At 52.0% G+C, this 23,684-nt stretch carries 21 protein-coding genes; 11 read left to right on the forward strand and 10 right to left on the reverse strand.

The features are described from left to right. The first annotated feature begins 17 nt into the window (after window positions 1-17). From rpsD to KU392_RS02670, 6 genes are all read left to right on the forward strand, one after another. On the forward strand, window positions 18-641 hold the full coding sequence (gene rpsD, locus KU392_RS02645; protein ID WP_169293359.1) for a 30S ribosomal protein S4: 624 nt from the start codon (window positions 18-20) through the stop codon (window positions 639-641). Between the two features lie 223 nt (window positions 642-864). Next, a complete protein-coding gene (locus tag KU392_RS02650; RefSeq protein WP_169293360.1) occupies window positions 865-1,848 on the forward strand; it encodes a DNA-directed RNA polymerase subunit alpha in 984 nt (327 codons plus the stop codon). Between the two features lie 159 nt (window positions 1,849-2,007). Further along, window positions 2,008-2,397 carry a 50S ribosomal protein L17 gene (rplQ, locus tag KU392_RS02655; RefSeq protein ID WP_169293361.1) on the forward strand — a complete coding sequence of 130 codons (390 nt, stop codon included), beginning with the start codon at window positions 2,008-2,010 and terminating at the stop codon, window positions 2,395-2,397. 215 nt (window positions 2,398-2,612) lie between these two features. Further along, a complete protein-coding gene (locus KU392_RS02660; protein ID WP_211182229.1) occupies window positions 2,613-3,455 on the forward strand; it encodes an aromatic ring-hydroxylating dioxygenase subunit alpha in 843 nt (280 codons plus the stop codon). A gap of 35 nt (window positions 3,456-3,490) precedes the next feature. Continuing rightward, window positions 3,491-5,194: a Rieske 2Fe-2S domain-containing protein gene (locus tag KU392_RS02665; protein WP_217734486.1), complete on the forward strand. Its 1,704-nt coding sequence runs from the start codon at window positions 3,491-3,493 to the stop codon at window positions 5,192-5,194. A gap of 8 nt (window positions 5,195-5,202) precedes the next feature. Beyond that, window positions 5,203-5,841: a glutathione S-transferase family protein gene (locus KU392_RS02670; protein ID WP_217734487.1), complete on the forward strand. Its 639-nt coding sequence runs from the start codon at window positions 5,203-5,205 to the stop codon at window positions 5,839-5,841. Window positions 5,842-5,870: 29 nt separating this feature from the next. On the opposite strand, the gene dsbD is transcribed toward KU392_RS02670, so the two are convergent. The 5 genes from dsbD to yihA form a co-directional block, all read right to left on the reverse strand. Further along, entirely contained in the window at window positions 5,871-7,781 is a 1,911-nt protein-coding gene (dsbD, locus tag KU392_RS02675) for a protein-disulfide reductase DsbD (protein WP_217734488.1), read from the reverse strand. 11 nt (window positions 7,782-7,792) lie between these two features. Beyond that, entirely contained in the window at window positions 7,793-8,125 is a 333-nt protein-coding gene (gene cutA, locus KU392_RS02680; protein WP_217734489.1) for a divalent-cation tolerance protein CutA, read from the reverse strand. Between the two features lie 95 nt (window positions 8,126-8,220). Next, entirely contained in the window at window positions 8,221-8,484 is a 264-nt protein-coding gene (locus KU392_RS02685; RefSeq protein ID WP_217734490.1) for a hypothetical protein, read from the reverse strand. Between the two features lie 166 nt (window positions 8,485-8,650). Continuing rightward, window positions 8,651-9,664, reverse strand: a complete 1,014-nt coding sequence (gene hemB / locus KU392_RS02690) for a porphobilinogen synthase (protein ID WP_217734491.1) — start codon at window positions 9,662-9,664, stop codon at window positions 8,651-8,653. Continuing rightward, a complete protein-coding gene (gene yihA, locus KU392_RS02695) occupies window positions 9,661-10,284 on the reverse strand; it encodes a ribosome biogenesis GTP-binding protein YihA/YsxC (protein WP_217734492.1) in 624 nt (207 codons plus the stop codon). Before yihA ends, hemB begins: the two co-directional genes overlap by 4 nt. 173 nt (window positions 10,285-10,457) lie before the next feature. On the opposite strand from yihA, the gene KU392_RS02700 reads away from it, so the two are divergent. The 3 genes from KU392_RS02700 (at window position 10,458) to ccsB (ending at window position 14,725) form a co-directional block, all read left to right on the forward strand. After that, complete coding sequence (locus tag KU392_RS02700; RefSeq protein WP_169293369.1) at window positions 10,458-11,156, forward strand: c-type cytochrome; 699 nt, start codon at window positions 10,458-10,460, stop codon at window positions 11,154-11,156. A 116-nt stretch (window positions 11,157-11,272) separates the two neighbouring features. Beyond that, the gene (locus KU392_RS02705) at window positions 11,273-13,363 is read left to right on the forward strand and encodes a cytochrome c biogenesis protein ResB (RefSeq protein ID WP_246587254.1); all 2,091 of its coding nucleotides are present in this window, start codon (window positions 11,273-11,275) and stop codon (window positions 13,361-13,363) included. A 9-nt stretch (window positions 13,364-13,372) separates the two neighbouring features. Next, entirely contained in the window at window positions 13,373-14,725 is a 1,353-nt protein-coding gene (gene ccsB / locus KU392_RS02710) for a c-type cytochrome biogenesis protein CcsB (RefSeq protein ID WP_169293370.1), read from the forward strand. Window positions 14,726-14,923: 198 nt separating this feature from the next. Here the strand turns inward: ccsB and cydC are convergent, their stop codons facing one another. The 4 genes from cydC to lptM all read right to left on the reverse strand — a co-directional run bounded on the left by cydC (window position 14,924) and on the right by lptM (window position 20,082). Continuing rightward, the gene (gene cydC, locus KU392_RS02715) at window positions 14,924-16,645 is read right to left on the reverse strand and encodes a thiol reductant ABC exporter subunit CydC (RefSeq protein ID WP_169293371.1); all 1,722 of its coding nucleotides are present in this window, start codon (window positions 16,643-16,645) and stop codon (window positions 14,924-14,926) included. Beyond that, a complete protein-coding gene (gene cydD, locus KU392_RS02720; RefSeq protein WP_246587262.1) occupies window positions 16,642-18,357 on the reverse strand; it encodes a thiol reductant ABC exporter subunit CydD in 1,716 nt (571 codons plus the stop codon). The genes cydC and cydD overlap by 4 nt, the downstream gene beginning before the upstream one ends. Window positions 18,358-18,498: 141 nt before the next feature. Further along, window positions 18,499-19,791, reverse strand: a complete 1,293-nt coding sequence (lysA, locus tag KU392_RS02725) for a diaminopimelate decarboxylase (RefSeq protein ID WP_217734493.1) — start codon at window positions 19,789-19,791, stop codon at window positions 18,499-18,501. Between the two features lie 45 nt (window positions 19,792-19,836). Next, entirely contained in the window at window positions 19,837-20,082 is a 246-nt protein-coding gene (lptM, locus tag KU392_RS02730) for an LPS translocon maturation chaperone LptM (protein WP_169293373.1), read from the reverse strand. Window positions 20,083-20,119: 37 nt separating this feature from the next. Between lptM and cyaY the strand changes: the two genes are divergently transcribed. Next, the gene (cyaY, locus tag KU392_RS02735) at window positions 20,120-20,449 is read left to right on the forward strand and encodes an iron donor protein CyaY (protein WP_169293374.1); all 330 of its coding nucleotides are present in this window, start codon (window positions 20,120-20,122) and stop codon (window positions 20,447-20,449) included. Between the two features lie 65 nt (window positions 20,450-20,514). Here cyaY and KU392_RS02740 read toward each other — a convergent pair whose 3' ends face one another. Continuing rightward, window positions 20,515-22,965 carry a penicillin-binding protein 1A gene (locus tag KU392_RS02740; protein ID WP_169293375.1) on the reverse strand — a complete coding sequence of 817 codons (2,451 nt, stop codon included), beginning with the start codon at window positions 22,963-22,965 and terminating at the stop codon, window positions 20,515-20,517. 156 nt (window positions 22,966-23,121) lie between these two features. Between KU392_RS02740 and KU392_RS02745 the strand changes: the two genes are divergently transcribed. Beyond that, complete coding sequence (locus tag KU392_RS02745) at window positions 23,122-23,682, forward strand: shikimate kinase (RefSeq protein ID WP_246587263.1); 561 nt, start codon at window positions 23,122-23,124, stop codon at window positions 23,680-23,682. Window positions 23,683-23,684 lie beyond the last annotated feature (2 nt).

Raw genomic sequence — 23,684 nt, forward strand, 5'->3', positions numbered from 1 at the left:
TATATTAAGGGAACATAATGGCACGATATACTGGACCAAAATGTAAACTTTCACGTCGTGAAGGTATTGATTTATTTCTGAAGAGTGCACGTCGCTCTTTGGATTCCAAATGTAAACTGGATTCCAAACCTGGTCAGCACGGTCGCACTTCCGGTGCCCGTACTTCCGATTACGGTCTGCAGTTGCGCGAGAAACAAAAACTCAAACGTATGTACGGCGTACTTGAAAAACAATTCCGTAAATACTTTGCTGAAGCTGAGCGTCGCCGTGGTAACACAGGCGAGACCCTGATTCAGTTGTTGGAATCGCGCCTTGACAACGTGGTATACCGCATGGGTTTTGGCTCTACACGCGCCGAAGCACGTCAGCTGGTTAGCCACGGAGCTATTGAACTGAACGGCCACAAAGCCGACATTCCTTCAATGCTGATCAAAAGCGGAGACATCATTTCCGTACGTGAAAAGTCCAAAGGCCAGGCTCGTATTAAAGAGTCTTTGGATCTGGCAACCGGTAATGGTCTGCCACAATGGGTTGAAGTTGATGTTGCCAAATTGAGCGGCACATTCAAACAAGCCCCGGATCGTGCAGATGTTGCGCGTGATATTAATGAATCAATGGTTGTTGAATTGTATTCTCGTTAATATCGTGAAAAAGCAGAAAAGGTTTTGGCCTTTTCTGCTTTTTATCTTCTATCCATGCTTGCGTTGGCAATTGCATGAAAATAATAAAAATAAGTTATAATTTTCCGGTTCTCCAATAGGTTGATCTGCACATATTTTCGCAATCAGTCTGTTTTTTTATACTTTTATCTTATCCATCAGCCTTATCGGTGTAACGAGCCGAGGGTATTGAAAAGGAAATGTAATGTCTCAGGCTTTTCTTAAACCACGTTCCATTGACGTCATCCCAGTTACCGATAACCACGCTAAAGTTGTCATGGAGCCGTTTGAGCGCGGTTTTGGCCATACTTTGGGCAATGCCCTGCGCCGTATTCTGCTGTCTTCCATGACCGGTTACGCGCCCACCGAAGTGCAAATTACCGGTGTTGTACATGAATATTCAACCCTGCCTGGTGTCGGTGAGGACGTGGTTGACATCCTGCTTAACCTGAAAGGTGTCGTATTCAAGCTGCATAACCGTGAAGAAGTAACCGTCACTTTGCGTAAAAGTGGTATAGGTCCTGTTCTGGCCAGCGACATTGAACTTCCTCATGATGTTGAAATCATCAATCCTGATCACGTTATTGCCAACCTTACCGAAAATGGTAAGCTGGAAATGCAGATCAAGGTAGAGCAGGGCCGTGGCTATGTGCCTGGTAATGTCCGTGCCCTGGCAGACGATAAGGCCCATACCATTGGCCGTATTATCCTGGACGCGTCTTACAGTCCCATCCGTCGTGTCAGCTATGCCGTTGAAAGCGCCCGTGTTGAACAGCGTACCGACCTTGACAAACTGATTCTCGATATCGAAACAGACGGTGTGATTACACCTGAAGAGGCCGTGCGTCAGGCTGCCCGTATCCTGATGGACCAGATTTCCGTGTTTGCCGCTCTTGAAGGTGCAACCGAAACTTACGAAACACCGGTACGTGGTGCGCCACAAATTGACCCTGTACTGCTGCGTCCTGTTGATGATCTTGAGCTAACCGTACGTTCGGCCAACTGCCTGAAAGCGGAAAACATTTACTACATTGGTGATCTGATCCAGCGTACCGAAAATGAATTGCTGAAAACACCTAACCTGGGTCGCAAATCACTCAACGAAATCAAAGAAGTCCTGGCCGCACGCGGCCTGACGCTGGGCATGAAACTTGAAAACTGGCCACCACTTGGCCTGGAACGCCCATAAAGCAAAGCATTTGTTGCCAATCGGTTTTTAGAAGCTGATTGGCAATATTTAATCAACCGGACCGCCGTCTTTGGTCATCATTTCAAAAACGGATAGAAGAGCTGGGCTAACCGGATGATCAGCCGATCATCTTAAATTTAGATTCATAGGAAATATATCATGCGTCATCGCAGTGGTTTACGTAAATTAAATCGTACAAGCAGCCATCGTCTGGCTATGTTCCGCAACATGTCTGTATCCCTGATCCAGCACGAAGCGATCAAAACAACATTGCCTAAAGCCAAAGAGCTGCGCCGTGTCATCGAACCCCTGATCACTTTAGCCAAAGAGCCAACCCTGGCCAATAAACGCCTGGCATTTGCCCGTTTGCGCGATCGTGATGCTGTAGTTAAACTGTTTGCTGAAATCGGTCCTCGTTTCCAGGAGCGTAACGGTGGTTACACCCGCATCCTTAAAATGGGTTTCCGTCAAGGCGACAATGCACCTATGGCTTTCATGGAATTGGTTGACCGTCCAGAAGTTGCAGACGAAGTTGTTGACGCCGAGTAATTGAGCAATCAATCATTCAGGTATCATGAAAAGCACCCTTAGCGGGTGCTTTTTTTGCGCTGGATCATGTCATGGTATGGTTATTGCTTTATATTGGCTGATTTGGGCCAACGTGACACAATGGCGATAAAACGCGTAATATGATCGTGTGCAGCCCGGGTTGCATTGTAATTGATAATGGCAGGTCTGCTGCCATGGGTTGTGAAGGTGTGAATATGAAAATCGAATCGGTTGTGCTTGATCAATGGTATCCGGTTGCAACGGAAAACATGCCCGTTGCCGGCAAGGTTTACCATACGCGGTTACTGGGGCAGCCCATTGAATATGGATTGGATGATAATGCCACCTTTTATGCTATTGGGCGAGATACCCGACGGCCGCTACCCGTGCTCAGGCAGTATTACACTTATTGGGTCAGCCTGGGCACACCGCCAGCCATGTTTGAAATTCCCGAATTTCACGAGACTGACCGGCGTGTGTTGGCGACGGTGCCGGTATGCGTGCGTGCGTCCGGTTTACGAGTGATGGAAAATTTTCTGGACATAGCTCATTTTCCGTTTGTCCATGAAGGGACGCTGGGTGAAATGCCGTATACGGCCGTCAAGCCTTACCATGTTGAAATTGAAAATAATGGGCTTTATGTCCGGGGTGCAGCGTTTCATCAACCCATGGCAGCCTTCAGTCATGAAGGGCACATGACTATTTCGTATGTTTACCGGGTGTGCAGTCCGTTTAGTGCCTTATTGTATAAAACCTGCCCCTTGCAGCCAGCCAAAAAAGACCTGGTATGTATTTTTGTGCAGCCCTGTGATGAAGACCGCAGTATTGTTCATATGCCCATGGCTTGCCTGGATGACAGCGCCAGCACGCAAGCGCTGCGTCGGTTTCAGCAGGGTATTATTGGCCAGGATCTTGCCATATTGAATAATCAGGTACCGCGTAAGCTTCCTCTGTTCCCTGATTTTGAAATATCAACGGCTGCAGATGCCGCTTCGCTGGCTTACCGGCAGTGGCTAAGCGAGCAAGGCGTGGTCTATGGTACTTTTCAGAAATCCTGACATACAGTCTGTCTTAATGCTGATAAGAGTTGAATATGTTTGAAGATAAATGGTTTCCTGTTGCCCGAGCCGATGAACTGGTCTTGCGTCATGTGTTTCAAGCCCAATTGCATGGTGTGGAACTGGCTTTATGGAGGACAGACAAGGGTGAGGTCAATGCCTGGGAAAACCGCTGCCCACATCGTGGCATGCGCTTGACCCTGGGTATCAATACCGGCAAGAGTCTGAAGTGCCAGTACCATGGCTGGCAGTTCCACTCCGGTGACGGTCAGTGTTCAGTGGTTCCTGCCATCCCCGATGGCAGTATGCCGCACTCGGCCTGTGCCAAAAGTTTTTCCGTGGTGGAAAAAAACGGTTTTGTCTGGGTCAATCTTACCCGTGATTATTTAAGTGAGCCCAGCACGCTGGTTCACCCCTTTGCCTTGCCATCCAGTGTCTTGCGCAGTATTACCGTCAATGCGCCATTGGCGTCTGTACGGACGCAGTTGCAGGGTTTCTGTCACTACGACCGGCATGTCGACAGGCAAACTTTTCAGGTGCAGGAAGATGGTTTAATGATGCATGTCTGTTGGCAGGAATACATGCTGCAAACTGTTGAAGTGCTGTTCATGTTGCAGCCGGCACATACTGAAAAAACCGTCATTCATGTGATGTGCAATCAAAGTGATGATGAATTGAAGTGGACACGTCGCATTAATGAGGCCTTGACAAGCCTGAAGCTTGAACTGGAGGCCGACCGGGATATCACGGAACAAGAGCCACTTATTGCCCCCCAACCGGTGCAGGCTTTGCCGCGCTGGTTACCGGCGCGGGTTATCGAGCGCAAGGAAATTGCCGAACAGGTGGCTTCATTTCGGTTGCATTTGCCATCATTCAACCGTTTCAAGGGGATCGAGGCGGGCGCGCACATTGATGTCCGCACGCCGCGAGGCCTGGTGCGGCAGTTCTCCCTGGTGGAGTGGGATACGAAAGCGCAGGAACTGCTGATTGGGGTCAAGCTTGAGCCTGAATCCCGAGGAGGCTCGGCGTCTTTGTATAACGAAGTCAGGGAAGACAGCGTACTGGAAATCTCAGCACCCAAGAATCATTTTCGTCTGGTGCCGGGCAAAGGCGGTACGCTGATTGCCGGAGGAATTGGCGTGGCACCGATTGTTGCCATGGCAAATCAGCTGGAACATGAGAAATTGCCCTATCATGTGCATTATTTCGTACGTAATATCTATTCCCGCGCGTTTGTGGATCAGCTTAACAAACTGTCCAATGTTTCGTTTTATCAAGCCATGCAGCCAGATCAGGTGGCCGAGCAGCTTTTCAGTATTCTGTCCAAAGTTACTCCCGAGCAGCCTAATGTGTATATTTGCGGTCCCAAAGGCCTGCTTGATACAGCCCTGCGGGTCATTCAGGAAAATGGCTGGGCGCATATTCAGGTCCGTCATGAGCTTTTTATCAACCGGGTCGATCACCAGGATGAGCACACCTTTCGGGTTACCCTGGCCCGGTCGGGCCAAAGTTATATCATTCCTTCCGGTGTCAGCATTACCGATGCCCTGAGGGAATATGGCGTGGATATTGAAACTTCATGTGAACAGGGGGTGTGCGGCACCTGTTATACCAAAGTTCTTTCGGGCAAGATTGAGCACAAGGACTTTTATTTAAGTGAAGAAGAAAAACAAAGCGGTCATTGCATGATGCCCTGTGTATCTCGCAGTGCAGGCGATGATCTGGTACTGGATATCTAGGAGCGGGCATGTTGAATTTGTACGATTGCGAATTGTCGGAAAATTGTTATAAGGTTCGCCTGTTCCTGAGTATTCTGGGGCAGGAACACCAGCTTATCCCGGTTGAGCTTTTTCCCGGGCAGGAGCATCAACAGGCCCGTTTTCGTGCCATCAATCCTTTGGCCAAAGTGCCGGTACTGGACGATAACGGGTTTATCGTGCGTGATTCACAGGCCATTCTGGTTTATCTTGCCTGTAAATATGCCCCTAAGGGGAAATGGTATCCACTTGAGGATGCATCCCGGATTGCCAGTGTCCAGATATGGCTGTCATTTGCCAATGACCTGAATGAAACGGTTTCGGCCGCACGCTGGGTACAAGTGTTTGGAAAGGGTGGAAATATGGCGCCGCAGTGCCGGAAAGCCCGGCAATTGCTGACGGTTATCGACGAACATCTGTGGTTTGCCGAAAAAAACGGTCATGCGTGGCTGTGCCCCGGTGAACATCCCACCATTGCCGATCTGGCCTGCTTTCCCCATATTATGCTCTCTGATGAGGCCGGTATCTCTTTGCTGGATTACCCGGCTTTGCGTCGCTGGACAGATCGGGTCAAGGGGATCAATGGCTTTACGGCCATGCCAGGCATTTTTAGTGTGGAAAACAATTAAGGCGCTTTATGCGGTATGGCTTGCCTGTTTCAATTCAACACTTTATCCAAGGTCCCTGAGAATTTTTCGGCATTCTGAAAGCCCACAACGCGGATCCTTTCCAGTTCCCGGCCTTGCTGATTGAAAAAGATAATACCCGGTGGGCCAAACAGTTTGAAGCGTTTTAACAGTGCGCGATCGGCTTCGTTGTTCTTGGTGACATCCACCTGCAGAAGCAGCATCTGGTCCAGTTTGCGCTTCACGGAGGGGTCGGAAAAGGTGAATAGCTCCATTTCCTTGCAGGAGATGCACCAGTCGGCATAAAAATCCAGCATGACGGGTTTGCCGGCATTGGCCACTGTGTTTTCAAGCTCGGCCAGTGTTTTAATCCGGACAAACGGGGTTTCTTCCACGACTGCGATGCTGCCACGTACGGCAGATGTCTGGCTGTTGGCAGCGCCAGCGCCTAAGCCCTTGAGCGGGCTGAGCACGCTTTGCCCTCCGGTAGCCAACCCCAGCATGAGCAGAACGGCCCATAAGGCAAACAGCAGGCCGGTTGCCTTGAACAGCAGTTTAAGAATGCTGTTATGGTTGGGTAAGGGACTGAAGGCACCCAGTAACAGGGCCAGACACATCGACAGGAAAGCCCAGGCCAGCATGTCGAACCAGCCTGGGGTGATGGGCATGATCATCCAGACAGCGGTGGCCAGCAACAGCAGGCCGCAGAAGTTCTTGATACTGTCCATCCAGGGCCCGGCCTTGGGTAACAAGGCGCCTGAAGAGGTGCCCAGGATTAACAGGGACGTGCCCTGGCCCCAGGCCAGTACGAACAGGGCCAGGCCACCGGTGCTCAAGTCTCCGGTTTGTGAAATGAACAGCAGCACGCCTGCCAGGGGGGCCGCCACACAAGGACCACAGATCAGGGCGGAAATTATGCCCATGAAAAAGGCATTGCCCATGCGGCCACCCGGCATGCGGGAAACTTTTTCGTTAAGGGAAGACTGCAGACTGGCGGGCATTTGAATGGTAAAGGCACCAAACATGCCAATGGCCAGAATCACCAGGGCAATGGCAAACAGGCCCAGTACCCACGGGTTCTGGATCCAGGCGGCCAGCACGGCACCAATAGAGGCGGCCAGAATGCCCAGGATGGTATAAACAACCGATGTGCCCAGTACGTACATCAGGGTCAGGTTCAGACCCCTGAAACGTGAGACGGCGGCATTGCCGATGGACTTGCGATCACCCACCACAATAGACAGAAGGATGGGCAGCATGGGCAGTACGCAGGGCGTAAAGGATAGCAGAACCCCCAGTGCAAAGCTGAGCAGGATGATTTTCAGCAGGCTGGCATCGTTCAGCCAGGCGGCAATATCGGTATCGCCGGCATCAAACAGGGAAATATTGTTGTCGGCCGTGTTGGTGCTGGTGGATACCAGGGGCGGGCCGCCCAGTATGGCACCTTTGCCGGCGGTAATCTCATAGCCGGTTGCGGTGAGGCTTAAGCCAACTTCATAGCTCATGGGCGGATAGCACAGGCCGGCATCGGCACAACCCTGGCCAATCAGTTCAAGGGTGAAAGGGTGGTCACTTTTGTTCAGGGGTAGCAGGATTTCAACATGGTTGTAATAGACCTCCATTTCCTTGTCGAAAGTGGGGTCGTATTTGACCTGTCCGGAAGACGGGTAAACGGGGGTGCCCAATAGCTGGCCCGTCTGTGTGGCGCTGTCATCATCATCTTGAACATGATATTCAAAGCGCTCGCGATACATATAGTATTTGGGCGCAATGTCAAAACGGATTTTCAGCTGGTTGTCGGTTTGCATTTGTGCTGAAAACACAAATGCCTTTTCGGGATCAAGAAAGTCTTCTTCCGCCTGCAGAGGAGACAGGGCAGTGAAAAAAAACAGGGTGAAAACAGAAAATAACCAGAGAAATTTTTTATACAGCGGAACAATCATGGGGGCTTGACTCAAATTTTTGTTTGTTGCTGGACCCAGTATAAGTAGGGGGTGTGTCCATCCAAAATGGGCACCACAATGATTTCGGGGACTTCATAGGGATGCAGTTCGGCAATTTTCTGAATGCATGCTTGCTGGCGTTCCCGGGTGGTTTTTATGGTCAAGGTGATTTCTTCGGTGCCTTCGACCACATTTTCCCACAAGTAGATGGACAGGCCTGGAGCACTTAGGTTCACACAGGCAGCCAGTTTCTCTTCAACCAGGATATGGGCAATGCGTTTGCCCAAAAGCGGGTCGGGAACCGTGGTGTAAATAACAATGCAGTTGCCGGTATCTGTTTTCATGAAAATGGCCTTTGAGATAAACACAAAGGCCATTTTAACGTATGAATGCGATAACTTGCCTGACCCGGATTAAGGAAACAGGCATTGGCACGGCATTACTGCTCAAGCAGGAGGCGGTTTTTTTCAGAAATGCCGATACCGGCCCAGTTATTGCCCAGCTCACTGACCAGCAGGCAGTCGTTAACGCTAAGCGCAGGCAAGAGCAGGTCGCGCACCTGGTTGACATCCAGATCGGTGGAGACAATATAACTGCTGTCAAAACAATGCCAGCGGTTGGGGAAGTGTTCGTCAATAATTTCCTTGAGGCGTGTAAAGCGCGAACCCAGCAGGCGCAGGTCGCAAGCGATGAGGATTTTCATGGTATTGCCTTTTGCTGATGGTTGATGTGTTTGCTTATCTTAATGACAATTGGCAAGAATAGCCATGGGTAAGGCAAGATATCTTGATATTTGTCTGGCCGATCATGGAGCGGCCAGACGGTCTGGATAACTTATTTGAAGCGGTGGCGGGATAAGCGCCCGGTGCTTATTTCTGCTGTTGCAGGATTTTGGCCGCCTCAATGGCGAAGTAAGTCAGGATGCCATCGGCACCGGCCCGTTTGAAGGCCAGCAGGGATTCCATCATGACTTTATCGTGATCCAGCCAGCCGTTGATGGATGCCGCCTTGATCATGGCGTATTCACCGCTGACCTGGTAGGCATAGGTGGGCATGCGGAACATTTCCTTGACGTCACGAACAATGTCCAGATAAGGCATGCCAGGCTTGACCATGACCAGGTCGGCACCTTCGCGGATGTCGGCAGCCACTTCACGCAGGGCTTCATTGCGGTTGGCCGGATCCACCTGGTAAGTCATTTTGTCGGATTTACCCAGGTTGCTGGCAGAACCCACGGCATCGCGGAACGGGCCATAGAAAGCACTGGCGTACTTGGCTGAATAGGCCATGATACGGGTGTAAATGAAATTGTGGGCTTCCAGTGCCTGGCGAATGGCGCCAATGCGTCCGTCCATCATGTCACTGGGAGCGACATAATCGGCACCGGCCTCGGCCTGCACCAGGGCTTGTCTGACCAGTATCTCAACCGTGGGTTCATTCAGGACATAACCGCTGTCGTCAATCAGTCCATCCTGGCCGTGGCTGGTGTAAGGGTCAAGGGCCACATCACATAAAATGCCCAGCTCGGGGAATTCTTTTTTCAGGGAGGCCACCACACGCGGGATCAAACCTTCGGGATTGGTGGCTTCGATGCCGTCGGGGGTTTTCAGGGAGGGTTCAATGGATGGGAACAGGGCCAATACCGGAATACCCAGCCTGACGCACTCTTCGGCCACGGGCAAGATGGAGTCGGGCGAGTAACGCACGATGCCAGGCATGGACAGTACGGGTTCGTGCAGATTGTTGCCTTCTTTCACAAAGACGGGGTAAATCAAGTCATTGACTGAGAGAATGTTTTCCCGCACCAAGCGGCGTGAAAAGTCATCGCGGCGGTTGCGACGGGGGCGTGAAGCGGGAAAATCGGCAGTAATAATTGAGCTCATGGTACAACCTTTGGTGAAATCCAGTTGGTAATTTTGAGATCGGCCTCTTCAAGTCCGATACGGTGGGTGGCTGAAAAAGGGATGGCATTCAGGGCACCGATATCGGCCAGGTCTTTGCGCACGGCAGCAACGGCTTTCAGGCGCTGGCCATAGGGTAGTTTGTCGGCCTTGGTCAATAATACAAGAACGGGTTTGCCGGTGGGGGCGATCCAATTGGCCAGGCGGCGGTCCAGGTCGGTGACACCGCGGCGGATATCAACCAGCAGCACGATGCCGGCCAGGGAGGTGCGCTCACGCAGGTAGGCACCCAGTACATCGGCCCATTCTTCACGGGCATCACGCGCAACCGAGGCATAGCCATAGCCCGGAAGGTCGACCAGAAAGCCCAATGGGTGTTCCGAGTCGAGCGGATCGGGAAGACCAAACATGTTGATCAGTCGGGTGCGTCCGGGTGTTTTACTGGAAAATGCCAGCCTTTTCTGGTTGGCCAGCACGTTGATGGCCGAGGATTTGCCTGCATTGGAGCGGCCCACAAAACATACTTCGGGAACCGACGGTGGAGGCAGCTGATGCAGCTTTGCAGCTGAGGTAAAGAAGGATGCCCGATGTAAAATTGACACAAGTTCACTCGAATAAATAAAAAATAAGTCTCTATTGTATAATCCTTATCCATAAAAATCGCCTAAATTTAGTGATTGAGGTTTATACTCCTACGTTTATAAGCATTATCTTTTACAATAGACGCTAATTTAGACCAATGCGTACTGATCCGCTGTGATCATAGAGGGTATTCATGAAGCAAGTTTTATCAAAAATTTTAGTGACAAGTGGCGTTGCCATGGGACTGGCCATGAGCGCTTCCAGCTTTGCCGCCAAGCCTGATGCCAAGGCCGGTGAGGAACTGTATGCCAATGGCGACATGTCACGTGGTATTCTGGCCTGTGTGGCCTGCCATGGCGTTGCTGCCAACAGCATGGTTCCCATGTATCCAAGTCTGGCCGGAATGCCCTATGAGTACATCATCAACCAGCTCAAGAATTTCCAGACCCCCGAAGGTGCCAAAACCAGTAATCGGGTTGATGCACAGGGTAACCCCACCATGATGGCACCTATTGTTGCCCAAATGACGCCCCAAGACATGCAGAACCTGGCTATGTACATTAGCAAGCAAACACTTGCCCAGCCAGCAACCGCCAAACTGGGTGCCGATCATGAAGTGGTGCAGCGTGGTCGGGAAATCTGGCGTGCCGGTATCCCCGAGCGTAATGTTCCTGCCTGTGCTTCCTGTCATGGCGCAACCGGCAAGGGTATGCCTTCCGCGTTCCCCGCTTTGTCCGGTCAGCACCCCGAGTACCTCGAGGCCCAGCTGCTTGCCTTTGCAGACGGTTATCGTAAAAATGGTGGCACTGAAAACATGATGGGCGTGATTGCCAACCGCATGAACCGTGCAGACATGAAAGCGGTTGCCGATTACGCAGCCGGTATCCGCTAATTTTGTTCAAGTGTTTACTCCCGACACATACGGGGGAACTTTTACAGATAGTGTTATCTAAGATAGGGAGTCCATACGTTGGCACTCCCTATTTTCTTATGAATTAATAATTGACGATGGCAAAAAATACCACCCGCAGAAGATGGACTGCTGATTTTTTTGAACTGATGGGCTCCATGCGCTTTGCGGTGAGCCTGCTCTCATTTATCTGTGTCGCCAGTATTATCGGTACGGTGTTGCCACAAAACCAGACCGAGCTTCAATATACTGATCAATTCGGTACTTTCTGGTACACTGTTTTCAGTAAATTTGGGGTGTCGCAAATCTATAATACCTGGTGGTTCCTGGTCATTATGGGTTTTCTGGTGATATCCACCACGGTTTGCCTGCTTCGCAATACGCCTAAAATGATCAAGGACATACGCTCCTTTCGTGAGTATATCCGTGAGGGCAGTTTGCGGGCGTTTCCCCATAAATTGAATGTGGAAGTCGGTTTCGATCAGGAAACCACTGTACGCATGTCCAAGTCGTGGTTGAAAAAAGAAGGTTACCGCTTCCGTGAAAAAGTGTCTGAAAATGGTGTGTTGCTGGCTGCCAAAAAGGGTAGTGCCAACCGTCTGGGATATGTTTTTGCTCACGTTGCCATTGTCGTGATCTGTATTGGTGGTTTGCTTGATAGTGAGCTGCCCAATCGCCTGCAAATCTGGTTTGGCAGCAAAGCACCTATTCCCGCTACCGCGAAGTATATTTCCGATGTCGCGGAGGAAACCCGTTTTTCTTCCTCCAACCCCAGTTTCCGTGGCAATGTCTCCATTTCAGAGGGTGGCAATTCCAGCTACGCCTTGCTGGGACTGGGCGGTGAGCAATTCCTGCAGGTGTTGCCGTTCGATATCAAGCTGAACAAGTTCATTATCGAGTATTACGAAACCAATGGGATGCCCAAGCGCTTTGCCAGTGACGTGACCATTACCGATCTGGCAAGCAAGGAAGTTGAAAACCGTATTATCGAGGTGAACCATCCTTTTTCCAAGGACGGTATTACCCTTTATCAGTCCAGTTTCCATGACGGTGGTTCCAAGTTGCTGCTAACAGGCTACCCACTGGACGGGCAGACAACTGAAACCTTTGAGTTGAATATGGAGGTGGCCGGCACCTCTAAACTGACCACCACGATTAATGGGGAAAACAAAGAGTATCGGGTTACGATTGATGATTTCAAACCTATCAACGTTGAAAACCTGAATGCCGGCAATCCGCAGCCGAAAAGTTTTGAAGAGCAGATTCTGGCGGTGACCGGTAGTGCGGCGGGTAAAGAGCGTGAGGTGCAAAATGTGGGTCCCAGCGTTGCTTATACGCTGAGTGATGATAAGAACCAGTCGGTCAAATATAATAATTACATGTTGCCCATGCTGCTTGATGATTCGCTGGTTTTCCTGGCGGGAATTCAGTTGCCGGGCGAGGGCATGTTCCGTTATGTGCGCATGCCTGCCGATGACAATGGTACGCTCGATGAATTCATGGCCATGCGCGCCGCATTTGAAAATCCTGAAATGAGGCGCAAGGCCGCTCGTGCTTTTGCTGAAAAATCCCGAGATGAGCGCTTTAATGCCGACATGATTACCCCCTTGGCTGAACAGGCCCTTGAGATATTTGCCAAAGGCGGTTTCATGGGGATTGACCAATACGTGGATGGGACCGATGTTCCCGAAGCGGAACGGGTTCCCGAAAATTTGCGGGAACCCATGAAAAAGATCCTGCGCGATTATCTGTTGTTCAGTGCGGTTGAGTTGCGCAATCTGGTACGCATTGAGGCGGGCCTGGCGCCTGTCTCTTTAAACAGTCGTGAAGAGGCGGAAAAACAGGCACGCTGGTTTGATGTATCCCTGCGCGCCTTGTCCGATTTAAGTGCCTATCCGGCGCCGGTCATGCTGCAGCTCAAAACTTTCGAGCATATTCAGGCCAGTGTCCTGCAGGCTACCCGTTCTCCGGGAAAAAGCTCTGTTTACCTGGGTTCATTGTTCCTTATTATCGGTGTTTTTGCCATGTTTTATATCCGTGACCGCCGGATCTGGATGTGGATTAAACCGGGTGACACGGCAAATAGCAGTAAAATCATGTCAGCAATGACTTCACAGAAAAGAACGCTGGACTTCAATCGTGAGTTCGAGCGTTTCAGGCAAGACTTTTCAGATTTGGCTAAAAAGTAGGAATTGAATATGTCCAATACCTTGGTACACTCTTCCCCGGGAACGCGTCCATCCGCGAAGTGGGAAGATCAAATGTCAGAAACCGGTGATAATCGGGTCTTGCGCGGCAAGCCCGACTGGACCGACCTGGTTTTCTTTCTGATCCTGGTGGCAGGGGCAGCGTATGCCATTGTGACTTATCCCAATGAAATGGATATTTACGAGAAATACATTCTGGCGGGTTCCACCATTTTTGTGACCTGGGTCGGCTGGCTGTGGCGCCCCTTGCGGGTGCTCATGATTGCCTGTGGCCTGGCGGCCCTGCTGGCCATTGGCCTGTATGACGGTAATCTGGCACAGGCTGATAACCAGTTCCTGCTGAAATATCTGTTGTCATCACAATCGGCCATTTTATGGATGTGCGCCCTGTTTTTCATGGCTACTGTGGTGTATTGGGTGGGCTATATCAGCCCAACCGCTGCCTGGATGGGGACCGCTTTCACCTGGGCAGGTGTGTTTTTCGGTTTTGCCGGCCTGCTGGTTCGCTGGCGTGAAGGCCATCTTATTGCCCCCGATATGGGGCATATTCCGGTCAGTAATCTGTACGAGGTTTTTGTTCTGTTCTGTCTGATTACGGCTGTTTTTTACCTGTATTATGAAAAACGCTATAACACGCGGGCTTTGGGCGGGTTTGTCCTGCTGGTGATTTCCGCAGCGGTTATTTTCCTGCTTTGGTACACGTTTGAGCGTGATGCGGCGGTGATTACCCCGTTGAATAACGCTTTGCGCAGTTGGTGGATGAAACTGCACGTACCGGCCAACTTTATTGGCTATGGTACTTTTGCACTGTCGGCAATGGTCGGGTTTGCCTATCTGGTCAAGCTGCATGGGGAAACCGTTTCCTGGAAGCCCCTGGTTCCCCTGTTACTGGTCGGGGGGGCCATGGTGTCAGAACCGTTTATTTTCAGTGACAAGGAAAACTTCGGATTCTGGATTCTGTATTTTGGCATTGGCATTATTATTGTGGCCTGCATTTTGCTGGCCCGTAAAACCATTGCCAGCAAATTGCCGCCCCTGGAGGTCCTGGACGACATCATGTATCGGGCCATTTCGGTGGGATTCGCGTTCTTTACGGTTGCCACCGTATTGGGTGCCCTGTGGGCCGCTGATGCCTGGGGTACTTACTGGCAGTGGGACCCCAAGGAAACCTGGGCCTTTATTGTGTGGCTGAACTATGCGGCCTGGCTGCACCTGCGGCTCATGAAAGGTATGCGTGGTACGGTAGCCGCTTATTGGGCTCTGGCTGGGCTGATCATTACCAGTTTTGCTTTCCTGGGGGTTAATATTTTCCTGTCAGGGTTGCATTCATACGGTGAGCTTTAAGCGCTTCTGAATGCAGGGACTTTCCGCATGAGCGGGCCAAACAGGTAGCCAGCGCAAAGCGGTTTGTTTCGGGACAGAAAAACGGTGGCCATATATATTATATTTGGCCACCGTTTTTTCCTGTTTGGGCAAAATGCTAAAACCGGGTCCTTGGTTGAAAGGGGGCGCTTGCCAGGTTGTTGCATCGCCTGGCAGGTGCTACACCCATTCTTCCGTGTTTTTTTCTACGTTCTTTTGTGCCTTTTGCTGCGCTTGAAACTGCAAACGTCCATCGGTCAATATATAGCTTGCATCTACCACACCCTCTGGCACATCGGCATGGGTCACAATAAGCACCGTACGGTCTTTGGCCACTTGTTGCAGGTTGGTAAACCAGGCATCGGCGGTGGCCTTGTCAAGCCCTGCAGTGGGCTCGTCAAGCAGCCAGACGCTTGCCTTGGACAACAAAACGCGGGCCAGGCATAAGCGGCGGATCTGGCCGGTAGACAGGGTGTTGCCTCCTTCGCCAACCCAGGCATCAAGGCCACCGATTTGTTCAACATGAGCGGCCAAATGTACCTGTTTCAACACTTCCCATAAACGTTCGTCAGGGGCCTCAGGATCGGCCAGGCGCAGGTTGTGGGCAATGGTGCCCATAAACACCGGAGAGTGTTGTGATAACAGAGCCATATGCCGGTACAGTACTGGGCTGCTGACCGTACTTAAATTTACGCCACCATAAGTAATGGTGCCCGATGATAATGGCTGTATTTGCATGATGGCCATTAACAGGGTGGTTTTACCTGTACCGCTCAAGCCGCGGATGGCAATGCGCTGGCCATGATCGACATAAAGATCAAGCCCGTTTAAAACCGGTTTGTTGTCATAGGCAACGCATATGTCTTGTAACTGTAATGTGCCGGTTGCGGGCAGCATTGCGGTTGGTAGGGCTTTGTCGGTTTCTGTTGGTGTATTGGCTGCTGTGCCAGCGGTGATGTCCTGAATACGCCGGGCAGCGGCCTGTACGGCTCCCAGGCCTGCCGCGCCACGCATGATGGGTGATAAAATTTCAAACAGGCCCATGGCCCCCAGCAATAGCCCCACCCATACCGGGGCGGACAATTCCTGTTGCGCCTGTGCGTTGGCGCCCAGCCATAACAGAGCCAGTACCAGTGCACCCATTAACAGTTGTTGTACCAGCGTGCCAAAACTGCCGGCCTGGGTAAGCCTTTGCTGTGCTTTTGCCAGGCGCAGGCCGGCCTGGTCAAATTGTTCTTGTACCATAGGTGTCATGCCAAACACCAGCAGGTCGGTATGCGCGGCAATGGCTTCATGAGCCAGTGCCCGCAATTCGGCATTGGCAGCCTGTACATCCAGACCGGCTTTGGCGGTTTGACGAGCCAGCAAATAGGGCAGTACACCGGATGCCAGGCACAACACCAGGAGCAGGATCCAGCCCACCATGGGTAATGCCGTGCCCATGAGCAGGCTGAAAAAAGCGCCCGCAATGACTGCCGTAAACACCGGGGTGATAATCAATAAGAAGAAAGTGTCCAGCCGTTCGATATCGTTAATTAAGCGGGCCAGTAAATCACCGTCACGGTATTGCGCCAATTGGGCCGGTTTGAAAGCCGCCAGGCGTGCAAAACTGCCGGTACGGATTTCCGCCTGCAGGTCCAGGGTGACCATATGGCCGCAGACCCGTTCAGCATAACGCGAGGCAATGCGCCACATGGACATCCCGCGCACCAGTGCCGAGGGGAGAAACAGATTGAACGCCTGTGCCGAGCCGGCCAGAAAGGCACCGGTTAAAAACCAGCCGGATACGGTTAGCAGACCCACGCCGGCAAAAACGGTCGATAAAGCCAGGAACAGGGCCAGCAGGCTTAGGCGCCAATGTTGTTTAATCCAGGGTTCGGCCAATTGCCACCACAATTTCACGCTTTTTCCTTGATAATAAGTGTTTGATCTTGAATACGCCAGGTTTGCCCGATTTGCATTGCCAGTGCCTCATCGTGGGTGGCCACCAGCAAGGCACGGCCCCGGGCAAAGCGTAAAATGGCCTGGATAACCGCATCACGGGTTTGCCCGTCAAGATAGGCAGTGGGCTCGTCCAGCATGATCAGGGCAGGGTCGGTTAAAAACAACCTGGCCAGCGCAAGCCGGTGGGCCTGCCCGCCAGACACGCCGTGTCCGCGTGTACCCAGCACGGTATCCAATCCTTGTGCCAGGTTGGTTACAAAATCGGCTGCCTGTGCCTGTTCAAGGGCAGACCATAATTGCTGTTCGGTAGCTTGTGGATTGACCGCCAATAAAAACTGCCGGATGCTGCCCAGGCCGATAAAAGGTTGCTGGCCAATCAAGACATATTCGTTTTTGGCAAAATAATGCACCAGTTGACCGCTGGCGTAGGGTCGCAGTCCGGCCAGGGTCTCAAGCAAAGAGGTTTTGCCAATGCCGCTTTCACCCATTAAGGCGATGGGCTGGTCGACCCGCAAGGTAAAGTGGGCGGGTAATAAAATATCCCGGCCCTGCGGGGTTTGCACGGCAAGTTCCTGTGCCTGCAAAACAAGCCCGCTACCGTTGCGTGCCTGGCGCTGGATAATGGCTGAGGGTGTGATAAGTGGCGGGTGAGTGTCGTCGTGGTGGGCGGGTAGTTGCTCATACAACTGGTGTAAGCCCTGTGCTGCCGCCTTGGCGGTGGCCCGGTCATGGTAACTGGCGGCCATCTGGCGTAGCGGCATATACACTTCGGGGGCCAGTAACAGGCAGAACAGGCCCTGTTGCAGGGTATTGCCCGAAAAATGGGCGCCCAGCATACCCAAATAGCTTAGGCCGATATAAATGGCCACCCCTGCCACACCCAGTGCGGCAAACAGCTCAAGGACCGCCGAGGAAAGGAACGCAATTCGCAATACTTTCATGGTGGTGTCGCTTAAGCTTTTGCTGGCCGAATGTACGGCCTTGATTTCGTCCTGGGTGCGTCCCATTAAGGCCAGGGTGAACAGACCACGAATCCGGTCGGCAAAAATGCCTGACAGACGGCTTAACGCCTGTTGGTGTTTTTGGTTGGCGGCCTCGGCACGCATGCCGATCAGGGCCATAAACAGGGGAATCATGGGGGCGCTGAATAAGAACACCAGGGTGACGATCCAGTCGATGGGCAGGATGACAACGGCAAATGCCAGGGGCAGAAAAACCGCGGAAATGGTGGCGGGCAGAAAACGCTGCAAATAGCCGTCAAGTGCCTGCACCTGGTCGAGGATGGCCGTGGTGAGGGCGCCGGCCGGCGTTTGCCTGCTCCAGGCAGGCCCCCGGGCCAGCAATTGCGCAAAAAACCGTTGCCGCAATTGTTGCTTGATGTGCTCGGAAGCCCGGGAAGCGGCCATTTCGCCAGACCAGATCATCAAGGCCCGTAGGGCAATCAGCAGGGCAATCAGCAACATTTGCCCCCATAACTCGGTGGGGGGAACTGATAAGCGGATGGCCTGGTCGAGGGTTTTTGCCAGTATCCAGGCCTGGAATACCAAGACTCCCCCTGCCATTAGGGGGGCACCAATGGCCCATATCATGCCAAACGGTGCCATTTTCCAGAGACTTGATAACCAGCGATTCTGAATGGCAGCTTCTGTTTTGGAGGGAGTTTCTGACATCTCTAATTAAACATGGTTGTGTGACCGCAATCGATGAATTGAATTATAACTTGTCTTTCGTAACAAATAGAAAAATACCCCCGCAAGGGGGATATTCAAAGCGGCAGGCAGGCTGCTGAGAAATGAGGGGATTCTCGTTTTTCAGGGTAGGAGCTGTTCGCCTTCAAACAGGTCTTCCAGTTTTTCGCGCTGGCGAATAATGTGGAAATTCTTGCCATCCACCATGACCTCAGCGGCCCGTGGACGGGTATTGTATTGGCTTGACATAACAAAACCATAAGCACCCACGGACTCAAGCGCCAGAATGTCGTCCTGTTCCAAGGCAATGCTGCGCTGTTTGGCCAGCCAGTCGGCACTTTCACAAACAGGGCCCACGATATCGTAGGTTTCAGGGGTTTGTGCACGTGGCTTGACAGCCAGCAGCCCATGGTAGGCCTCATAAAGGGCGGGGCGCATCAGGTCGGTCATGGCCGCATCAATAATGGCAAAATTGCGCGCTTCGGCATGCTTGAGGTACTGGACACGCGTGAGCAGGACACCCGCATTGCCGACAAGGGAGCGACCCGGTTCAAGCACCAGCTGCAAGTGGTCATAGCCACGTTGCGCCATTTTTTCGTAAACAGGCTCAAGCAATTCTTTGGGGTCCAGCGGGATTTCATCCGTGTAGCGGATGCCCAAACCGCCACCGATGTCCAGATGCTCCACCTTGATGCCCTGCAGGCCAAGCATGTCAAGCAGGTCCAGGGTTTTGTCCAGGGCGTCAAGATAGGGGCTGACGTCGGTAATTTGCGAGCCGATATGGCTGTCGACACCCACGATTTTAATGCCGGGCAGGGTATTGGCTTTTTGATAAGCGGCTGGCGCGGCACCAATTTCGATCCCGAATTTGTTTTCTTTCATGCCGGTTGAAATATACGGGTGTGTTTTGGCATCGACATCGGGATTCACGCGCAAGGAAACCGGCGCCGTTTTTCCCAGTCGCGTGGCTGCTTCAGAGATGCGCTCAAGTTCGGCGACTGATTCCACATTGAAGCATTTGATGCCGGCTTCAAGCGCTGCTTCAATTTCCCAGTCCTGTTTGCCAACACCTGAAAAAACGACTTTGGAGGCTTGCCCGCCCGCTTTCAGGACGCGGGCCAGTTCACCGCCGGAAACAATATCAAATCCGCTGCCCAATTTGGCAAATTCGTTCAGGACAGCCAGATTGGAATTGGCTTTCATGCCATAACAAACCAGGGTGTCACGGCTGCCAATGGCATTTTGGTAGGATTGCCAGGCTGCCTTGAGTGCAGCTCGGGAATAAACATACAGGGGGGTACCCAGTTCCCGGGCCAGGGTTTCCAGGCAAACACCTTCAGCGTGCAGGGTGTTGTTTTCGTAATGAAAGAAAGGTGAACCGGCGGGAGTGGGTAAGGGTTGGGATTGTGTGGTCATTGCAAAGTGATAATCAGAATTAACGGTGTATGAAAATAAACGGAATTATTGAGGGAGTGTGGTGTTGGGGTCCTGCTCCCGGGCACGGGCCTGTTCCTTTTCTTGTCGGGCGGCAGCCTTGGCAGCTTCCTTGCGTGCCTTTATCCTTTGTTCGCGTGCTTCTATTTGCTGTAATTGTTCTTGGGTAGGGTAATATAGAGGTGCCTTGTATCCGCAGGCGGAAAGCCCCAAACTTAAGCCAAGCAGGGATGCAATTGAAAGACTGCGGTGTATTTTTATAAACGCAGGCAATTTACGACTCCAAAAATTTTTCTAAAGAATTGATATTATGACTGAATCAGAATTTCTTGCACGTGCAGACGATATTTTAGACAAGATTCAGGCCCAGGCTGATGGCTGGTTCGAACATCTGGATATTGATGTTGATGCGAATCGCAGTGGTCAGGTGCTTACCCTTGTGTTTGACAGTACCCGGCATGTCGTCATCAATAGCCAGGCTCCCTTGCAGGAAATGTGGGTGGCTGCGCCCAGTGGCGCATTCCATTACCGTTTTGATGGCAAGGTGTGGCAGGATACCCGTGGTGGTCTGGATCTGGCGGCCAATGTTTCCGCCCTGTGTTCTGAAATTGCCGGTCAGCCATTAACCGTCACCTTGTAAGACTGGCCAGGCAGCAACAAAAAAACGCTCATTTCAATGTTGAAAATGAGCGTTTTTTTGTGTGGCTAGAAGCGGATGGGAGGACCACCCAGAGGGTTGAAGGATTCGATCAGCTTGCCAATCGCATCTGCGCTACCCTGTGCGGCTGGTTTTGCCGCTCCTGCCTCTTCGGTGCCAGGGGCATAACCGCTACCGCCTACGCCCAGGTTTGCAATGGCTTGCCCTGCAGGGAATTCGGTATAGTAGAAATTATCGCCTGCCTTGACCAGTCCTTGTGGCAAGGGACCTGGTTTGGTAACCGGGATGGACGGCAATACACTGGCCATGTAATCGAGCCAGATGGGCATGGCCGCGCCACCACCCGTTTCGCGATCACCCAGGGAACGGGGCTGGTCGAAACCAAGCCAGGCAACCCCCACCATTTTGGGTGTATAGCCGGCAAACCAGGCATCGAAGGATTGGTTGGTGGTACCGGTTTTACCGCCAATATCCGGGCGCTTGAGGGTTGCCTGGGTTCGGGCTGCCGTACCGTTACGGGCCACGCCTCGCAGCAGGTCATCCATGACGTAGGCCGTACGCGGGTCAAGTGCGCGATTGGCTTCATCGCCGGCCTTGGCCGGTTGGGCCTTCATCAAGACCGTGCCGTTGGGATCGGTCACATAATCAATAATGTAAGGATTCACGCGATAGCCACCATTGGCAAATACGGCATAGGCGCTGGCCATTTGCAAAGGTGTCACGCTGCCGGCACCCAGTGCCATGGTCAGGTAGGCCCCTTTGGGGGGATGGCGGGCAGGATCAAAGCCAAAGCGTTCAATGAATTCCGTGGCAAAATCGGGGCCTACGGCCTCAAGGATACGAATGGAAATCATGTTTTTGGATTTATACAGGCCCTGGCGCATGGTTTGGCTATAGGTGTAGCTGTTCCCGTAGTTTTTGGGTGTCCAGGGTTTGCTGCCGGTTTTAGCCGCACTTAAATAAAACGGCTGGTCTGAAATATTGGTTTCAGGGGTTAAACCGCGTTCCAGGCCGGCGGCATAAATGAACGGCTTGAAGGTTGAGCCGGGCTGGCGCCAGGCCTGGGTAACCCGGTTGAAGTCGCCACGGTTGAAATCAAAACCGCCAATCATGGCTTTGATGGCCCCATTAGTAGGATCAAGCGCTACAAACGCCCCTTCAACTTCGGGCATATTGATAATGGTCCAGTTGTCTTTGACCTTTTGCAGGTAAATGACCGAACCCCTCATGATGTGCCGTTTTGAATTGGGCTTGGCGACCAGGGCACGTTTGGCATTGTTCAGCGCGGCACCGGTTAGTTCAATGGGATGGCCGGCATCACGGATGGCCACTACCTTGGTGGGGCTGGCGGAAAGCACCAGGTATGTGTGCATGTCATTGCTGTCCGGGTAGTCGTGCTTGACTTTATCCAGGAACTCTTCCATTTTTTCCTGGTTCTGTTCAAACCCTGCCGGCAATTCCAGCTGGGCCGCCGGGCCGGGATAAGGCTTACGCCGGGTGTAAGTGAGAATCCCGTCACGGACAGCCTTATAGGCGGCTTCCTGGTCTTTGGAATTGACGGTGGTATAGACATTCAGGCCGCGGCCATACACGTTATCTTTGTAGATGTTGTACATGAGCTGGCGGGCCAGTTCGGCAACATACTGTCCATGCAGGGCAAACTGGGTTTCGGGTGCGCTGTTGTCACGTGTCTTGACCACGATTTTTTCCTTCATGGCTTCATCGTACTGCGCCTGGGTGATGTAGTTCAGTTTCAGCATGCGACTCAAGACATAGTGCTGACGCTCGATAGCACGTTTCAGGTTGGTCTTTGGGTTAAAGCGTGAGGGTGCCTTTGGCACACCGGCCAGAATGGCGGCCTGGGCAATGCTGACTTTTGACAGGGGAATGCCAAAATAAGTCCGGGCTGCTGCTGCAAAACCGTAAGCGCGATGGCCCAGGTAAATCTGGTTCAGATAAAGCTCGAGAATCTGGTCTTTGGTGAGGGTGTCTTCTATTTTGTAGGTGAGCAAAAGTTCATAAAATTTGCGAATGAACGATTTCTCGGATGACAGGTAGAAGTTACGGGCCACCTGCATGGTAATGGTACTGGCCCCCTGGGCTTTGGCGCCCGAGGTGATATTGGCCAGGACCGCCCGACCTACGCCAGACCAGTCAACCCCGCTGTGTTTATAGAAATTGTCGTCTTCAGCGGCCAGCACGGCCAGTTTCATGACATCGGGAATTTCGTTGAAACGCATGACGTTGCGTCGTTCTTCACCATACTCGGCCAGCAGGACCTTGTCTTCGGAATAGATGCGCAAGGGAATGCGCGGCCGGTAATCGGTCATGGCCTGAAGGTCGGGCAGGTTCGGCCAGGTAAGACCAATAGCCATGATGACCAGCAAGGCGCCACAAAGCCCGATGCCTGCGCAAAATACGATGGATTTCATGATAAACCGTCCCAGCCATGAGCCGGAAGACGATTTCTCTTTTTTGGGTGTGGTAGTTTTACTCATTACACGGGATTTTAAAGCTTTGTGGGCAGAATTTCCTGAAAAACTCATGGGTTTCTGTAACTGAATTGTGCAGTTTAGCGCTCCTCACTTAGGTTGCAAGTGATAATATGCAAAACTGTGCAAAATAAGTCTCAAATTACCGACATTTTTAAATATATGAGTGAAATAATACATGATACTGCCCCAGTCGGGCTGTCCACCAGGCAGCCGGTATTCCTGGTGGGCATGATGGGGGCAGGCAAAACAACAATAGGCCGGGCCCTGGCCCGGGCCATGAATCGGGATTTTCTGGATCTGGATCATGAGATTGTCGGGCGGTGTGGGGTTAGCATACCCGTCATCTTCGACATTGAAGGTGAGGAAGGGTTCCGTAATCGGGAGAGCATGGTGCTTGAAGAAGTGGCCCGGATTGACGGTATCGTGTTGGCAACAGGAGGAGGCGCTGTGTTAAGAGAGGCCAACAGGGCCATTTTGCGTCGTCGGGGCATCGTGATTTACCTGAAGGCCAGTGCCGATGAGCTTTATCGAAGGGTTGCCAAAGACCGGAACCGGCCCTTGCTGGCTACACCCAATCCTAAAGCCCGCATTGCCGAATTGCTGGCACAGCGCGAATCCTTATATGAGAGTGTTGCCGACCTGACGATAGAAACCGGTTCAGGGTCCATTTCTTCGGTTGTCAAAACCATTCATAATTTGTTGCAAAAAAATCAGGAGTAGAG

The organism is Advenella alkanexedens (assembly GCF_019132845.1).
GTDB classification, from domain to species: Bacteria; Pseudomonadota; Gammaproteobacteria; order Burkholderiales; family Burkholderiaceae_B; genus Advenella; species Advenella alkanexedens.

Coding starts and splice junctions, on each gene's coding strand:
- KU392_RS02665 (WP_217734486.1), top strand. CDS start 3,491: ATGTTTGAAGATAAATGGTTTCCTGTTGCCCGAGCCGATGAACTGGTC.
- rplQ (WP_169293361.1), top strand. CDS start 2,008: ATGCGTCATCGCAGTGGTTTACGTAAATTAAATCGTACAAGCAGCCAT.
- rpsD (WP_169293359.1), top strand. CDS start 18: ATGGCACGATATACTGGACCAAAATGTAAACTTTCACGTCGTGAAGGT.
- lysA (WP_217734493.1), bottom strand. CDS start 19,791: ATGACCACACAATCCCAACCCTTACCCACTCCCGCCGGTTCACCTTTC.
- KU392_RS02700 (WP_169293369.1), top strand. CDS start 10,458: ATGAAGCAAGTTTTATCAAAAATTTTAGTGACAAGTGGCGTTGCCATG.
- cyaY (WP_169293374.1), top strand. CDS start 20,120: ATGACTGAATCAGAATTTCTTGCACGTGCAGACGATATTTTAGACAAG.
- KU392_RS02685 (WP_217734490.1), bottom strand. CDS start 8,484: ATGAAAATCCTCATCGCTTGCGACCTGCGCCTGCTGGGTTCGCGCTTT.
- hemB (WP_217734491.1), bottom strand. CDS start 9,664: ATGAGCTCAATTATTACTGCCGATTTTCCCGCTTCACGCCCCCGTCGC.
- KU392_RS02740 (WP_169293375.1), bottom strand. CDS start 22,965: ATGAGTAAAACTACCACACCCAAAAAAGAGAAATCGTCTTCCGGCTCA.
- KU392_RS02650 (WP_169293360.1), top strand. CDS start 865: ATGTCTCAGGCTTTTCTTAAACCACGTTCCATTGACGTCATCCCAGTT.
- ccsB (WP_169293370.1), top strand. CDS start 13,373: ATGTCCAATACCTTGGTACACTCTTCCCCGGGAACGCGTCCATCCGCG.
- KU392_RS02745 (WP_246587263.1), top strand. CDS start 23,122: ATGAGTGAAATAATACATGATACTGCCCCAGTCGGGCTGTCCACCAGG.
- KU392_RS02660 (WP_211182229.1), top strand. CDS start 2,613: ATGAAAATCGAATCGGTTGTGCTTGATCAATGGTATCCGGTTGCAACG.
- KU392_RS02705 (WP_246587254.1), top strand. CDS start 11,273: ATGGCAAAAAATACCACCCGCAGAAGATGGACTGCTGATTTTTTTGAA.
- cutA (WP_217734489.1), bottom strand. CDS start 8,125: ATGAAAACAGATACCGGCAACTGCATTGTTATTTACACCACGGTTCCC.
- dsbD (WP_217734488.1), bottom strand. CDS start 7,781: ATGATTGTTCCGCTGTATAAAAAATTTCTCTGGTTATTTTCTGTTTTC.
- cydD (WP_246587262.1), bottom strand. CDS start 18,357: ATGTCAGAAACTCCCTCCAAAACAGAAGCTGCCATTCAGAATCGCTGG.
- KU392_RS02670 (WP_217734487.1), top strand. CDS start 5,203: ATGTTGAATTTGTACGATTGCGAATTGTCGGAAAATTGTTATAAGGTT.